Below are 12,608 nucleotides of genomic sequence, written 5' to 3'. Positions count from 1 at the left end.
GGTCGGGGTGATCGCCGGGGACGCGGTGGCGGGGGAGGCGGGCGCGGGCACGCTGCGCTATCTGCTGGTCGCCCCGGCGGGCCGCACCCGGCTGCTGCTGACCAAGTACGCGACCGTCCTGGCCTTCTGTCTGCTGGCCACGCTGGTGGTCGCGGTCTCCGCGCTGGCCGTGGGCGCGCTGCTGTTCCCGCTGGGGGAGGTCACGACGATCTCCGGTACGCGGATCGGCTTCGGCGACGGGTTGCTCCGGGCGCTGCTGATCGCCCTCGCCGTGGCGGCCTCACTGATCGGGGTGGCGGCGCTCGGGCTGTTCGTGTCGACGCTGACCAACAGCGGGATCGCGGCGATGGCGACCACGGTGGGGCTGCTGATCACCGTCCAGATCCTCGACCAGATCCCGCAGCTCCACGCGATCCAGCCGTACCTGTTCTCGCACTACTGGCTGTCCTTCGCGGACCTCCTGCGCGACCCGGTCCTCTGGGACGACCTCCGCCGCAACCTGGTCCTCCAGGGGGTCTACGCGGCGGTGTTCGGCACGGCCGCGTGGGCGCGGTTCACGGCGAAGGACATCACGGCCTAGGGGGAAGAGACCTTAGCGGCCCGGAAAGCGGGCCGGTGGGGTCTCGCCCGCGAAGAAGGTCTTCGCGCGGGCCAGTGCCCCGGTGTCCTCGCGTACGTCTCCCGGCCCACTGCCGTTGCCGAGCAGCACCCCGCCGAAGCGCATCCTCAGGTACGCGGCGGAGTTGTTCAGGCTGCCGATCAGGGGGTCCGCGACCGAGGGGTCCCGGTCGGCGAGCGCCGTCACGCCCCACAGGGTCCGGCCGGCCATCGCCTCCTTGAAGCCGGCTTCGGGGATGCGGAGCCAGCCCGACCAGTGGTCCAGGTAGCGCTTGGTGAGGCTGGAGAGGGAGTACCAGTACAGCGGCGAGGCGATCACCACGTCCGTCGCGGCCAGGGTGGCGTCCAGCAGCATCCCGGCGGGGGTGTCGGGGGCGGGGCGTACGTGGTCGCTGTCGTGCCGGAGGTCCTCCGCCTCGGGCAGCGGCAGCCCGGCCAGCCTGATCCACTCCTGCTCCACCCCCTCCGGCAACTGCTCGGCGGCGGTACGGGCCAGGAACTCGGTGTTCCCTTGAGTGCGGGCGCTGCCCAGGACGAAGAGGAATCTACGGCTCATGGGGACCCCTGGAGCGAGAGAAGTTGAATCCGCATGCATCTTATGCACATGCAAGTACTGTTCCGCAAGGGCGGCTGGTGCGAGGCTGTGACGTCGCGGTGACGCGCGGGGGTGACGCGGGCGGCGAGACTGGACGCAGGAGGCGTACGACCGGGCGCGGCGCCGGGGGGAATGAGGGAACTGGGATGTCTCGACTCAGCTTCGAGAAGCGGCGCGCGGACCGGCCGGTCCAGGTCCGCGTCTCGGCCGCCGGCACGGCGTCGGTCGCCGGTGCCCCCGTCCTCCGGGCCCCGGACGAGGACATCCACGACGCGGTCCTCAACCACCTCCGCGATCTGGCCACCTCCCACGGCACCCCGATACGGGCCACCATCCACGACGACGCGGCGGGGTGCCTGGTCCCGCTGGAGATCTCGCCGGACGGGGCGACACGGATGACGGGCGAGCCGACGAGGCTGCCCGCGGCGCCGGGGACGGTGCAGCCGCCTCGGGGGGTGTTCGGGCCGCCGCCGGTGATGGGGGGTGCGGCGGCGGAGCCCATACCGGAGCGGAAGCCCCGGGCTGCTTCCGGCACCGTCAACTTCAGGAAGCTCAAGCCTGGTTCGGGGCTCAAGCCCGCCCCCGAGCCGGCTCCCGGACTCGTCCTCGGTCCCAAGCCCGCCCCCGAGGCCGAGCCCGAGCCCATTCCGCCGAGCCGGTTCGATGCCATCGCGGAGGAGATGCTCGCGGAGGTGCCGGTGGGGGAGACGGCGGACGGGGCGCAGGTGTGGACGGCGGCACTGGGACGCGTCGGGGATGCCGTAAGGGACGGAGAGGTCGAGCGGGCGGCCGAGTTGGCGAGCCGGGCCGTGGCGAAGGCGTCCGGCGCGCTGGGGCCCCGGCACCCCGAGGTGCTGCACTTGCGCGAACTGTGCGCGTACATCGCGTACTTGACCGGCAACCCGGCCCGCGCCTTCGACCTCTCGCTGGACCTGGCCCGCAAGCGCGCCGAGTCGGGCGACCCGACGGCGGCCTACAGCAACGTACGCAGCGCGGCGACCGCGTGGCGCGTGGTGGGCGACGCGGAGCAGGCCCTCCGGATGGGCCGCGAACTCATCGACGTATGGACCACGTTGGCCGCCGAGCCGGGCCCGGCCGCGGCCGACCCCCGCCCCCTGGAGTCGGCCCACGCCCGGATGACCCGCCTGACGGCACGCGCGGCGGCGGCCCAGGCGTGAGGCCGGCTCACTCGCAGCTCTCCCCGACCCGTACCACCCCGAGCACGACCGGGTAACCGGTGATCTGCTGGTTCGGTCCCGGCCGGGTCTCGCAGATCTTCCACCCGGCCGGCTCGTCCACCGAACGCCCCTTCCCGCTCATGTCCTTGAAGGCCACCTCGGTGTCGGGGCCCATCTGCTCGGCCGCGCGGCCGGCGTTGCCGCCGATGAGGTCCATCATGACGGCGGTGACGGGCTGGGGACGCGGACTCGCGGACGCGGACGCGGAAGCGGTGGCCGTGGCGGCGGGGGCAGGGTGCCCCGCCCCCGCCCCCGCACACGCCGTGACCGAGGCCAGCAGGGCGACGGCGACGATGGGTCCCAGGAACTGTCTTTTCGTCATGCCCCTGTCTACTACTGAACGCAGAACTCGTTCCCCTCGGGGTCTGCCAGTACGGTCCACGCGCCCGCGGGCTCAGTCACCTCACGCAGCACGGTGGCCCCCAGCGCGGTGAGCCGAGCCACCTCCCCGGCCCTCCGCTCCGGTCCGGCGTGCAGATCGATATGCAGCCGGTTCTTGCCGCTCTTGGCCTCCGGCACCCGCTGAAAAAGCACCCGCCGCCCCAGCCCGGTCCCCGTCTCGGAGTCGTACGGGTCGTCGGGATGCCGCACAGCCACCAGATCCCGGAACGCGGGCCGCCCGTGATACTCCACGGTCGCCTCCCCGCCCAAGGCCCCGACCGCCAACAACCGCTCGATCAGCGCACTGTTGTCCTCCGGCTCATAGTGCAACGCGGCCCCCCAGAAGTCCGCCTGCCCATGCGGATCGACCGCGTCGACCACAACCTTCCAGTGCAGCGGCTCAGCCCGCGAAGAAGAAGTCACCATGCAGCCCTTATATCGCCACCCACCTGTCCACAGGGCTCGTTACGCCGCTTTGGGGCGCACGGCCTCGCGTTCTACCGCGCCTACGTACTCCACAACCCCGCGTCACTCCCGGAGATCGAACCGTAAAGTTCGCAGGGAACGCTGACGGCATCAAGCCGTTGCGCGTTCTCGTGGGGGAGGAGATCGCATGCAGGACCCGTCGGACTCTGTGGGGAGCCCCGAGCCTGAGGAGGACGGCCAGGGCAGTGACTCCGGTTCACCTGTCCTGCTGGCGGAAGTGCTTCCAGGAGTCGCCGTCGTCTGCGGTGAGGTCCCGGCAGAACTCGCGCTCGACCTGGTCGACTTCGGGCTCGTGCCGGCCGCCGACCGTGAACAGCTCTCCGTGGCTCTGGCCTCGATCGGGAATGCCGCGACCGTGGCTGGCAACGTCGGCAACGCGTTCGCCGGCATGCAGGGGCTGTACAGGATCAGCGACGCGACCCAGGCTCTGCTGAAAGCCGGTGGGACGCTTGCCGTCAAGGATGGCGCGAACCTCGGAGCAGTGATGGCCGCCAGCGGCAGCCAGGTCCGCATCGTCGCCCAGGCTCGCTTCATCCCCGTCACCGCGGCGACCACGGCGCAGCTAGCGGCGGCGGCCGGGCCGGCGTTGGCCATGGTTGCCCTTCAGATGCAACTGAGTGAGATCACCGGCCTCGTCAGGACCAACATCGCGCTGACGCGCCAGGTCCTCCTGGCCATCCGCAGCGAACAGTGGTCCGAACTGACAGGGCTCGTCGTCGCCGTCGAGCGCGCGGTCGGCCAGGCACGAGAGGTCGAATCGGTCCCCCAGTCCTTGTGGGAAAGCGTGGCGGGGAGTGAGGCACCGCTGCGCAAGCAGCTCGACCTGTACCGGCAGAACGTCCGTGGCCACATCGGGCAGATCGACGTGGCCGATGTACGCCGCCGCCGTGAGTATCTCCAGGCGAATGCTGAGGCGATCGTCTTCGATGCCAATGCCCTGCTGTCCTCCATCAAGGCTTGGACCGGGTACCAGGCGCTCCGCGCCGCCAGGGCGAGAGCCGCTGGGCGCCATGACCTCGGGGAGGCACGACTCGTCGACGTCATCGCGCGCGACACCCGTACGGAACTCGACTCCGCTCTTGCCGAGGCGGCGAATCTCCTCGACTCGCTGACGCGCGAGCTGCGGATCATTGCCGAGCTTCCAGGGCGCGACTCCCTCTCACAGTCACTGACCGGAAGGCGGAAGGACTCGAAGGCAGCGCGCCAGACCTCCGCCCGTCTGCTTGAGGCGATCACACCGCTGGCCGACGCTCTCCATCCACCGGCCCCTCCACTCGAGGCCCCGGATGTCGTGTGCGCGCCCGAATCACTGGACCTGGGGCCGTACCTTCGCATTCTGCGATGGTTCCTCGAGGACGACGAAACCCTTCGTGTCCTCGGTTTCCCTGACCAGTTCGATGCCCTCGGCCCCATTTCCGCGATCCTCGGCGGGGCGAAGGAGAAACTGGCGGCAGCGATGGACAAGGCCGCTGCAAGGACGTTGGTCGTCGTCACCGACCGTCGCATCATCCTGGCGAAGGCTGGCACCTTTCTCGAGCAGGGCGAGATCCGTCAGGACATCCCGATCGACCGAGTGCGATACGTCCGAGCGGCAACCACGCAGGACAGAAGCGCGCGCCTGGCGATCGACCTCATCACGCGCGAGGAGAGCATCCGGTGGCTCTTCCCGGCTGACATCGACAACGCTCAAGTGGACGCGCTCGCTGCTGTGCTCGCCGAGTCGATGACGATCCCGGACATCGAACGCGCTGAGCTGCAACGGCGTCGCCACGCCCCCGTCGAGGCGCGCAACGAGGGGGAGAGTGGCGGCCCAAACTCCGCAGAATCCACTGGAGCCGAGGCCGCCACCTGAGCTGCCTTCCCGCGTGCCCCGCCGAGCCCGGCAGACCGGCCGCGGCCCGACCTCAAGCTGACCGGTACACCCCGTCAGGGTTCTCCCCTGCCCAGGCCGCGTACTCCTCGAAGCCCAAGTTGCCCAGGCTCAGGTTGGCGTGGATGCCAGGGACGCCGGCCGGGGTGGTGCGGAAGGTTCGGCCGGACTCGGTCAGACGGGCGTAGTCCTCGTCGTCCTCGCAGTCCTCGCGGGTCAGGGTGGTGATCGCGAGGAGGGTGGGGGGAGCGGAGCGCATGGTTGTGGTGTCCGCGAGGAAGACGACGCTCAGGTCGTCGGCGTCGCGGGTCGCCGTCAGGATGTCGTCGACGGGCGCCCCGGACCAAGAGGGGTCGTCGACGAAGTGGACGTGCTGGGCCAGCGTCGCCACCAAGGCCCGCCACGCCCGCTGGTGGGCGTAGTCGGTCCGGATGACCACCGCATCGAACTCCCCCCGTCCGGCCAAGCCCTCAGACATCAACCGCATCCACCGCAGCCGCAGCCGGATCGGTCCGGCGGGAGATCGCCACCACCCGGGCGCGCCGCGCGGAGCGCATCGCGTCCCAGGTCAGGAGGACCAGGGCCAGCCAGACCAGGGCGAAGCCGGCCCAGCGCTCGGGGGGCATCGCCTCGTGGAAGTAGAGGATGCCGAGGAGGAACTGGAAGACCGGGGCCAGGTACTGGAGGAGGCCGAGGGTGGAGAGGGGGACCCGGATGGCGGCGGCGCCGAAGCAGACCAGGGGGAGAGCCGTGACGATGCCGGTGGAGGCGAGGAGGGTGGCGTGGGCGGGGCCCTCCGTGGCGAAGGTGAGGCCGCCCCGGGTGCTGAGCCAGATCAGGTAGGCGAGGGCGGGGAGGAACTGGATGGCCGTTTCGGCGGCCAGGGATTCCACGCCGCCCAGGCCGACCTTCTTCTTCACCAGGCCGTACGTCGCGAAGCTCACCGCGAGGCAGAGGGAGATCCAGGGGGGCCGGCCGTAGCCCACGGTCAGGACGACGACGGCCGCGAAGCCGACGCCCACCGCCGCCCACTGTGCCGGCCGCAGCCGCTCCTTCAGCAGCAGCACGCCCAGCCCGATCGTCATCAGCGGATTGATGAAGTACCCGAGCGACGCCTCCACCACGTGACCGGAGTTCACCGCCCAGATGTAGACGCCCCAGTTCACAGTGATGACGGCGGCGGCCACCGCGATCAGCGCGAGCCGCCGCGGCTGGCGCAACAGCTCGCCCGCCCAGGCCCACCGCCGCACGAACACCAGCGCCACGGCGACGAAGACCAGGGACCACACCATCCGGTGGGCCAGGATCTCCATGGCCCCGGCCGGCTTCAGCAGCGGCCAGAAGAGGGGAACCAGCCCCCACATCCCGTACGCCGCGATGCCGTTCAGCAGCCCTATTCGGTGTTCACCCTTGGACGTCCCGGCCACGGGCTCCTCCTTCTCGCAATCCGCCACGCGAGAACGAAGGTAACGCCGCCCCACCCCGCCTGTCATGTCCGTATCGCCATACGGTCATGACGGGGAAGGAGGCGGGGTGGGTCACCCGACCGGCGGAACCCCTCAGCTGGCCGCCGCCGCCTTCAGCCCCTCCTCCACCGCCACCGCCAGCGGCGTCGTCGGCCGCCCGATCAGCCGCGACAGCTCCCCGCCCGGTACCACCAGCTCGTCCCGCGCGATCGACGCGTCCACTCCGACCAGCATCTCCGCGAGCGCGTCCGGCAGCCCCGCGCCGGCCAGGATGCCCTTGAGGGTCTCCCCGGACACGGCCTGGTAGCTGATCGTCCGCCCCGTCCGCGCGCTCAGCTCGGCCGCGTACTCCTCGAAGCCCCACGCCACGTCGCCGCCCAGCTCGTACGTGGTGTTCTCGTGGCCCTCGCCGGTCAGCACGGCGACCGCCGCGGCGGCATAGTCGGCACGCGCGGCGGAGGAGACGCGGCCCTCGCCCCCGGCCGTGACCACCGCGTCGTGGGCCAGCACGGGGGCCAGGTTCTCGGTGTAGTTCTCGTGGTACCAGCCGTTGCGCAGCAGCGAGTAGGGCAGCCCGGAGGCGAGCACCGCTTCCTCGGTCGCCCGGTGGTCGTCGGCCAGCGTCGCGGTCAGGGTGCCCGGCGCGCTGGTGTACGCGAGCAGCGCCACCCCCGCCGCCTTCGCCGCGTCGATGACGACCTGGTGCTGGGCCACCCGGCCCTTGTCGAACTCGTTGCCCGAGATCAGCAGCACCTTGTCGCCGGCCGAGAAGAGGCCGTCGAAGGTCTCGGGGGCGTTGTAGTCGGCGACGGCCAGCCGCACACCGCGCTCGGCGAACCCGGCGCCCTTGGCCTTGTCCCGCACGACCGCGGTGATCTCCTCGGCCGGGACCCGCTCCAGCAACTGGGCGATCACGTGGCGGCCGAGGTGTCCGGTGGCTCCGGTGACGACGATGCTCATGGCGTTACTCCTCAGGGAACGTCGGGGTTATGTCGCTAACCCTAGGGAGGGCGCTAACCAAAAGACAGTACCCACTTTCAAGTAAGGTACTGCCATGAAGGTAAGCAACAGGGCCGGTGACGCCCTGTGCCCGCAGCGGCTGGTGCTGGAGCATGTGACGAGCCGCTGGGGCACGCTCGTCCTCATCGAGCTGCTGGACCGCTCCTACCGGTTCGGGGAGCTGCGGCGGGCGGTCGGGCGCTGGGGCGGGCGCGAGGTCAGCGAGAAGATGCTCACCCAGACCCTCCAGACCCTGGAGCGAGACGGCCTGGTCGACCGGGACGCCAAGCCCGTCATCCCGCCCCGCGTCGACTACTCCCTCACCGACCTGGGCCGCGAGGCCGCCGAGCAGGTCAGGGCGCTGGCCATGTGGACCGAGAACCGCCTGGAGCAGGTGGAGAAGGCCCGCCGCGCATACGACGAGGTCCGGGAGACACGCTCCCGGACCTCGTAGAACAACGCCACACGGAAACCTCAGCCGACGACCGTCCAGGTGTCCCCGCCCGCCAGCAGCGTGGCCAGGTCGCCCTTGCCCCGCTGCTCGATCGCGGTGTCCAGCTGCTCGGACATCAGGCTGTCGTAGACCGGCCGGTCCACCGCCCGGAACACCCCGATCGGGGTGTGGTGCAGGGTGTCCGGGTCGGCCAGCCGGGACAGCGCGAACGCCGTGGTGGGGGAGGCCGCGTGCGCGTCGTGGACCAGCAGGTCCGCCTCGTTGTCCGGGGTCACGGTGACCACCGTCAGCTCCCCGGCCCGGTCCCGTACGACACCCCGCGAGCCGTCCGCGCCGAACCGCACCGGCTGCCCGTGCTCCAGCCGGATCAGCGCCTCCTCGGCCCGCTGCTTGTCCTTGAGGGCGTCGAAGGCGCCGTCGTTGAAGATGTTGCAGTTCTGGTAGATCTCGATCAGCGCGGTGCCGGGGTGGTCGGCGGCCGCCCGCAGCACCTCGGTCAGATGCTTGCGGTCGGAGTCGATGGTCCGGGCGACGAACGACGCCTCCGCGCCCAGCGCCAGCGACACCGGGTTGAACGGCGCGTCCAGCGACCCCATCGGCGTCGACTTGGTGATCTTGCCGAGTTCGGAGGTCGGGGAGTACTGGCCCTTGGTGAGGCCGTAGATCCGGTTGTTGAACAGCAGGATCTTCAGGTTCACATTGCGGCGCAGCGCGTGGATCAGATGGTTGCCGCCGATGGAGAGCGCGTCCCCGTCACCGGTGACCACCCACACCGACAGGTCCCGCCGCGAGGACGCGAGCCCGGTGGCGATGGCCGGGGCGCGGCCGTGGATGGAGTGCATCCCGTAGGTGTTCATGTAGTACGGGAAACGGGACGAGCAGCCGATGCCCGAGACGAAGACGATGTTCTCGCGGGCCAGCCCCAGCTCCGGCATGAACCCCTGCACGGCCGCGAGGATCGCGTAGTCACCGCAGCCGGGGCACCAGCGGACCTCCTGGTCGGACTTGAAGTCCTTCATCGACTGCTTGCCCTCGGCCTTGGGGACAAGCTGGAGCAGCTCGCGTGCGGAGTCAGTCATCGATGGCCTCCTTGAGCGCGGTGGCGAGCTGTTCCGCCTTGAACGGCATGCCGTTGACCTGGTTGAACGAGCGGGCGTCGACCAGGTACTTCGCCCGGACCAGGGTGGCGAGCTGCCCCAGGTTCATCTCCGGGACCACCACCTTGTCGTAACCCTTCAGCACCTCGCCGAGGTTCGCCGGGAAGGGGTTGAGGTGGCGAAGGTGCGCCTGCGCGATGGACTCGCCGGCCGCGCGCAGCCGCCGTACCGCCGCCGTGATCGGGCCGTACGTCGAACCCCAGCCGAGCACCAGCGTCCGGGCGCCGTCCGGGTCGTCGACCTCGATGTCGGGGACGTCGATGCCGTCGGTCTTGGCCTGACGGGTGCGGACCATCAGGTCGTGATTGGCGGGGTCGTAGGAGATGTTGCCCGTGCCGTCCTGCTTCTCGATACCGCCGATGCGGTGCTCGAGCCCCGGCGTGCCCGGCACCGCCCAGGGGCGGGCCAGCGTGCGCGGGTCCCGTTTGTACGGCCAGAAGACCTCGGTGCCGTCCTCCAGCGTGTGGTTCGGACCCTGCGCGAACTGCACCTGGAGATCCGGGAGTTCGTCGAGCTCCGGGATGCGCCACGGCTCGGAGCCGTTGGCCAGGTAGCCGTCGGAGAGCAGGAACACCGGGGTCCGGTAGGTCACCGCGATCCGGGCCGCCTCCAGCGCCGCGTCGAAGCAGTCGGCCGGAGTGCGCGGGGCCACCACCGGGACCGGCGCCTCACCGTTGCGCCCGTACATCGCCTGGAGCAGGTCGGCCTGCTCGGTCTTGGTCGGCAGACCCGTCGACGGGCCGCCGCGCTGGATGTCGATCACCAGCAGCGGCAGCTCCAGCGAGACCGCGAGCCCGATCGTCTCGCTCTTGAGCGCCACCCCCGGCCCGGACGTGGTCGTCACCGCGAGCGAACCGCCGAACGCCGCGCCCAGCGCCGCGCCGATGCCCGCGATCTCGTCCTCGGCCTGGAAGGTCCGGACGCCGAAGTTCTTGTGCTTCGACAGCTCGTGCAGGATGTCGGAGGCCGGGGTGATCGGGTACGAGCCCAGGAACAGCGGGAGATCGGCCTGCCGGGAGGCGGCGATCAGCCCGTAGGCCAGGGCCAGGTTGCCGGAGATGTTGCGGTAGACACCGGGCGGGAAGGCCCGCGCGGCCGGCGCCACCTCGTAGGAGACGGCGAAGTCCTCGGTCGTCTCGCCGAAGTTCCAGCCCGCCCGGAACGCGGCCACGTTGGCCGCCGCGATGTCCGGCTTCTTGGCGAACTTGGTGGTCAGGAACTTCTCGGTGGCCTCGGTGGGCCGGTGGTACATCCAGCTCAGCAGCCCCAGCGCGAACATGTTCTTGCTGCGCTCGGCCTCCTTGCGGGAGAGGTCGAACTCCTTCAGCGCCTCCACCGTCAGCGTGGTCAGCGGCACCGGGTGCAGGTGATAACCATCGAGCGAGCCGTCGTCCAGCGGGGAGTCGGCGTACCCCACCTTCGCCAGCGCCCGCTTGGTGAACTCGTCCGTGTTGACGATGATCTCCGCGCCCCGCGGCAGGTCGCCGACGTTGGCCTTCAGGGCGGCGGGGTTCATGGCGACCAGCACGTTCGGCGCGTCGCCCGGAGTGAGGATGTCGTGGTCGGCGAAGTGGAGCTGGAACGAGGAGACGCCGGGCAGGGTGCCGGCGGGCGCGCGGATCTCGGCGGGGAAGTTGGGAAGGGTGGAGAGGTCGTTGCCGAAGGACGCGGTCTCCGAGGTGAACCGGTCCCCGGTGAGCTGCATACCGTCACCGGAGTCCCCCGCGAACCGGATGATCACCCGGTTCAGGCGCCGTACGTCCTTCGCTCCGCCCGGACTGCGCTGCTTGCCGGCGGCGTTCCCGTCGGCCTGCTCTGCCGGGCTGCTGACCTGACTGGTCACTGAACTGGACCTCCTTCGAGGCGGCCGTCCGGGGGCGGTCTTCCCCCGGACCAATCCCAGGGTCAACCCTACGTCGCTCAGGGTCGGCTTCCGAGGATCGCTTGGGTATCTCCCGTTATGTGGACTCGCCACGCCGCCCAGTCTGGGTGCCGTCAGGAGTTCAGGTAGGTCAGCACGGCCAGAACACGCCGGTGGTCTCCGTCGCTCGGGGTGAGGCCCAGCTTCATGAAGATGTTGCTGACGTGCTTCTCCACCGCGCCGTCGCTCACCACGAGCTGCCGGGCCACGGCCGAGTTGGTCCGCCCCTCCGCCATCAGCCCCAGCACCTCCCGCTCGCGCGGGGTCAGCGCGGCCAGCACGTCCTGCTTGCGGCTGCGGCCCAGCAACTGCGCCACCACCTCCGGGTCCAGCGCCGTACCGCCCTGGGCGACCCGCTCCACGGCGGCGACGAACTCGCGCACGTCCGCGACCCGGTCCTTGAGCAGATAGCCGACGCCCCGGCTGGAACCGGCCAGCAGTTCGGTGGCGTAGCGCTCCTCCACGTACTGCGACAGCACCAGCACCCCGAGGTCCGGGTGGCGGCCGCGCAGCTCCACGGCGGCCCGCACCCCTTCGTCGGTGTGCGTCGGCGGCATCCGGACGTCCGCCACCACCACGTCCGGCAGCTCGTCCCGGCCGGCCAGCTCCGCGATGGTGGCGAGCAGCGCCTCCGCGTCCGCGACCCCGGCCACCACGTCGTGGCCGAGGTCGGTCAGCAGCCGGGTCAGCCCCTCTCTGAGCAGTACCGAATCCTCGGCGATGACCACACGCACCTTGTTCTCCACGATTCCCCGAGCCCCCACACGCCTGTCGACAAGGAGGCCCAGCATTCCAGCTCCGTCAGGCGCGCCAGGGCAGTTCGGCGGTGATGACGGTGGGTCCGCCGGGTGGGGAGTCCACCGCGAGGACTCCGTCGACCGCGTCGAGGCGTTCGGCGAGTCCGGCGAGTCCTGATCCGTGGGCGGGGTCGGCTCCGCCGATTCCGTCGTCGCGGATTTGGAGCATGAGGTGGTGGGGGGTGTGCCAGAGGTCGAGGGTGGCGTGGTGGGCGTGGCTGTGTTTGCTGATGTTCTGGAGGAGTTCGCTGGCGGTGTAGTAGGTGATGCCTTCGATGGCGGGTGCGGGCCGGGTGGGGAGGTCGACGGTGAGGGTGACGGGGACGGTGCAGCGGGTGGCGATGGCGGAGAGGGCTGCGTCGAGTCCTCGGTCGGTGAGGACGGCGGGGTGGATGCCTCGGGCGAGGTCGCGGAGTTCTTTGAGGGCGGTTTTGACTTCGCCGTGGGCTTCTTCGACCATGCGGGCGGCTGTTTCGGGGTCGTGGTGGAGTTTTTCCTTGGCGAGTCCGAGTCCCATGGCGAGGTTGACCAGGCGTGCCTGGGCTCCGTCGTGCAGGTCGCGTTCGATACGGCGCAGGTCGGCGGCGGCGGTGTCCACGACCACACCCCGGTCCGACTCCAGCTCC

Annotated in this window: 14 protein-coding genes; 4 read left to right on the top strand and 10 right to left on the bottom strand. The window is 70.5% G+C overall.

The window, feature by feature from the left end; all coding sequences use genetic code 11:
* A partial coding sequence (locus tag GT030_RS15275; RefSeq protein ID WP_161201583.1) for an ABC transporter permease subunit occupies nt 1–580 on the top strand: 580 nt, incomplete at its 5' end.
* A 12-nt stretch (nt 581–592) separates the two neighbouring features.
* Here the strand turns inward: GT030_RS15275 and GT030_RS15270 are convergent.
* Nucleotides 593–1,174, bottom strand: coding sequence for an NAD(P)H-dependent oxidoreductase (locus GT030_RS15270; RefSeq protein ID WP_161201582.1), 582 nt, complete (start codon nt 1,172–1,174; stop codon nt 593–595).
* 185 nt (nt 1,175–1,359) lie between these two features.
* Here GT030_RS15270 and GT030_RS15265 point away from each other — a divergent pair, with 185 nt between their 5' ends.
* Nucleotides 1,360–2,391 (top strand): hypothetical protein, encoded by a 1,032-nt coding sequence (locus tag GT030_RS15265; protein WP_202460118.1) that lies wholly within the window; start codon nt 1,360–1,362, stop codon nt 2,389–2,391.
* A gap of 7 nt (nt 2,392–2,398) precedes the next feature.
* On the opposite strand, the gene GT030_RS15260 is transcribed toward GT030_RS15265, so the two are convergent.
* The gene (locus GT030_RS15260; RefSeq protein WP_161201581.1) at nt 2,399–2,773 is read right to left on the bottom strand and encodes a hypothetical protein; all 375 of its coding nucleotides are present in this window, start codon (nt 2,771–2,773) and stop codon (nt 2,399–2,401) included.
* 11 nt (nt 2,774–2,784) lie between these two features.
* The gene (locus GT030_RS15255) at nt 2,785–3,258 is read right to left on the bottom strand and encodes a VOC family protein (protein WP_202460117.1); all 474 of its coding nucleotides are present in this window, start codon (nt 3,256–3,258) and stop codon (nt 2,785–2,787) included.
* A gap of 187 nt (nt 3,259–3,445) precedes the next feature.
* Here GT030_RS15255 and GT030_RS15250 point away from each other — a divergent pair, with 187 nt between their 5' ends.
* Entirely contained in the window at nt 3,446–5,170 is a 1,725-nt protein-coding gene (locus tag GT030_RS15250; RefSeq protein WP_161201580.1) for a hypothetical protein, read from the top strand.
* A 52-nt stretch (nt 5,171–5,222) separates the two neighbouring features.
* On the opposite strand, the gene GT030_RS15245 is transcribed toward GT030_RS15250, so the two are convergent.
* From GT030_RS15245 to GT030_RS15235, 3 genes are all read right to left on the bottom strand, one after another.
* Nucleotides 5,223–5,666 (bottom strand): hypothetical protein, encoded by a 444-nt coding sequence (locus GT030_RS15245; protein ID WP_237522451.1) that lies wholly within the window; start codon nt 5,664–5,666, stop codon nt 5,223–5,225.
* On the bottom strand, nt 5,659–6,615 hold the full coding sequence (rarD, locus tag GT030_RS15240; RefSeq protein ID WP_161201578.1) for an EamA family transporter RarD: 957 nt from the start codon (nt 6,613–6,615) through the stop codon (nt 5,659–5,661). Before rarD ends, GT030_RS15245 begins: the two co-directional genes overlap by 8 nt.
* Nucleotides 6,616–6,747: 132 nt before the next feature.
* Nucleotides 6,748–7,614 (bottom strand): NAD(P)H-binding protein, encoded by an 867-nt coding sequence (locus GT030_RS15235; RefSeq protein ID WP_161201577.1) that lies wholly within the window; start codon nt 7,612–7,614, stop codon nt 6,748–6,750.
* Nucleotides 7,615–7,708: 94 nt separating this feature from the next.
* On the opposite strand from GT030_RS15235, the gene GT030_RS15230 reads away from it, so the two are divergent.
* Nucleotides 7,709–8,107 carry a helix-turn-helix domain-containing protein gene (locus GT030_RS15230; protein ID WP_161201576.1) on the top strand — a complete coding sequence of 133 codons (399 nt, stop codon included), beginning with the start codon at nt 7,709–7,711 and terminating at the stop codon, nt 8,105–8,107.
* A gap of 20 nt (nt 8,108–8,127) precedes the next feature.
* On the opposite strand, the gene GT030_RS15225 is transcribed toward GT030_RS15230, so the two are convergent.
* The 4 genes from GT030_RS15225 to GT030_RS15210 form a co-directional block, all read right to left on the bottom strand.
* Complete coding sequence (locus GT030_RS15225) at nt 8,128–9,186, bottom strand: 2-oxoacid:ferredoxin oxidoreductase subunit beta (RefSeq protein WP_086695543.1); 1,059 nt, start codon at nt 9,184–9,186, stop codon at nt 8,128–8,130.
* Complete coding sequence (locus GT030_RS15220; protein ID WP_161201575.1) at nt 9,179–11,107, bottom strand: 2-oxoacid:acceptor oxidoreductase subunit alpha; 1,929 nt, start codon at nt 11,105–11,107, stop codon at nt 9,179–9,181. Before GT030_RS15220 ends, GT030_RS15225 begins: the two co-directional genes overlap by 8 nt.
* A gap of 152 nt (nt 11,108–11,259) precedes the next feature.
* On the bottom strand, nt 11,260–11,919 hold the full coding sequence (locus tag GT030_RS15215; RefSeq protein ID WP_346009648.1) for a response regulator transcription factor: 660 nt from the start codon (nt 11,917–11,919) through the stop codon (nt 11,260–11,262).
* A gap of 67 nt (nt 11,920–11,986) precedes the next feature.
* Nucleotides 11,987–12,608: histidine kinase (locus tag GT030_RS15210; protein ID WP_237522447.1), on the bottom strand; the 622-nt coding region annotated here is incomplete at its 5' end.

The organism is Streptomyces sp. SID1328, assembly GCF_009865595.1.
In the GTDB taxonomy this organism is placed as follows: domain Bacteria; phylum Actinomycetota; class Actinomycetes; order Streptomycetales; family Streptomycetaceae; genus Streptomyces; species Streptomyces griseoluteus.
Note: the sequence above shows the minus strand (reverse complement) of the source record. Positions and strands in the feature narration are given on the sequence as shown.

Coding starts and splice junctions, on each gene's coding strand:
- GT030_RS15225 (WP_086695543.1), bottom strand. CDS start 9,186: ATGACTGACTCCGCACGCGAGCTGCTCCAGCTTGTCCCCAAGGCCGAG.
- GT030_RS15250 (WP_161201580.1), top strand. CDS start 3,446: ATGCAGGACCCGTCGGACTCTGTGGGGAGCCCCGAGCCTGAGGAGGAC.
- GT030_RS15270 (WP_161201582.1), bottom strand. CDS start 1,174: ATGAGCCGTAGATTCCTCTTCGTCCTGGGCAGCGCCCGCACTCAAGGG.
- GT030_RS15260 (WP_161201581.1), bottom strand. CDS start 2,773: ATGACGAAAAGACAGTTCCTGGGACCCATCGTCGCCGTCGCCCTGCTG.
- GT030_RS15255 (WP_202460117.1), bottom strand. CDS start 3,258: ATGGTGACTTCTTCTTCGCGGGCTGAGCCGCTGCACTGGAAGGTTGTG.
- GT030_RS15245 (WP_237522451.1), bottom strand. CDS start 5,666: ATGTCTGAGGGCTTGGCCGGACGGGGGGAGTTCGATGCGGTGGTCATC.
- GT030_RS15265 (WP_202460118.1), top strand. CDS start 1,360: ATGTCTCGACTCAGCTTCGAGAAGCGGCGCGCGGACCGGCCGGTCCAG.
- GT030_RS15230 (WP_161201576.1), top strand. CDS start 7,709: ATGAAGGTAAGCAACAGGGCCGGTGACGCCCTGTGCCCGCAGCGGCTG.
- GT030_RS15235 (WP_161201577.1), bottom strand. CDS start 7,614: ATGAGCATCGTCGTCACCGGAGCCACCGGACACCTCGGCCGCCACGTG.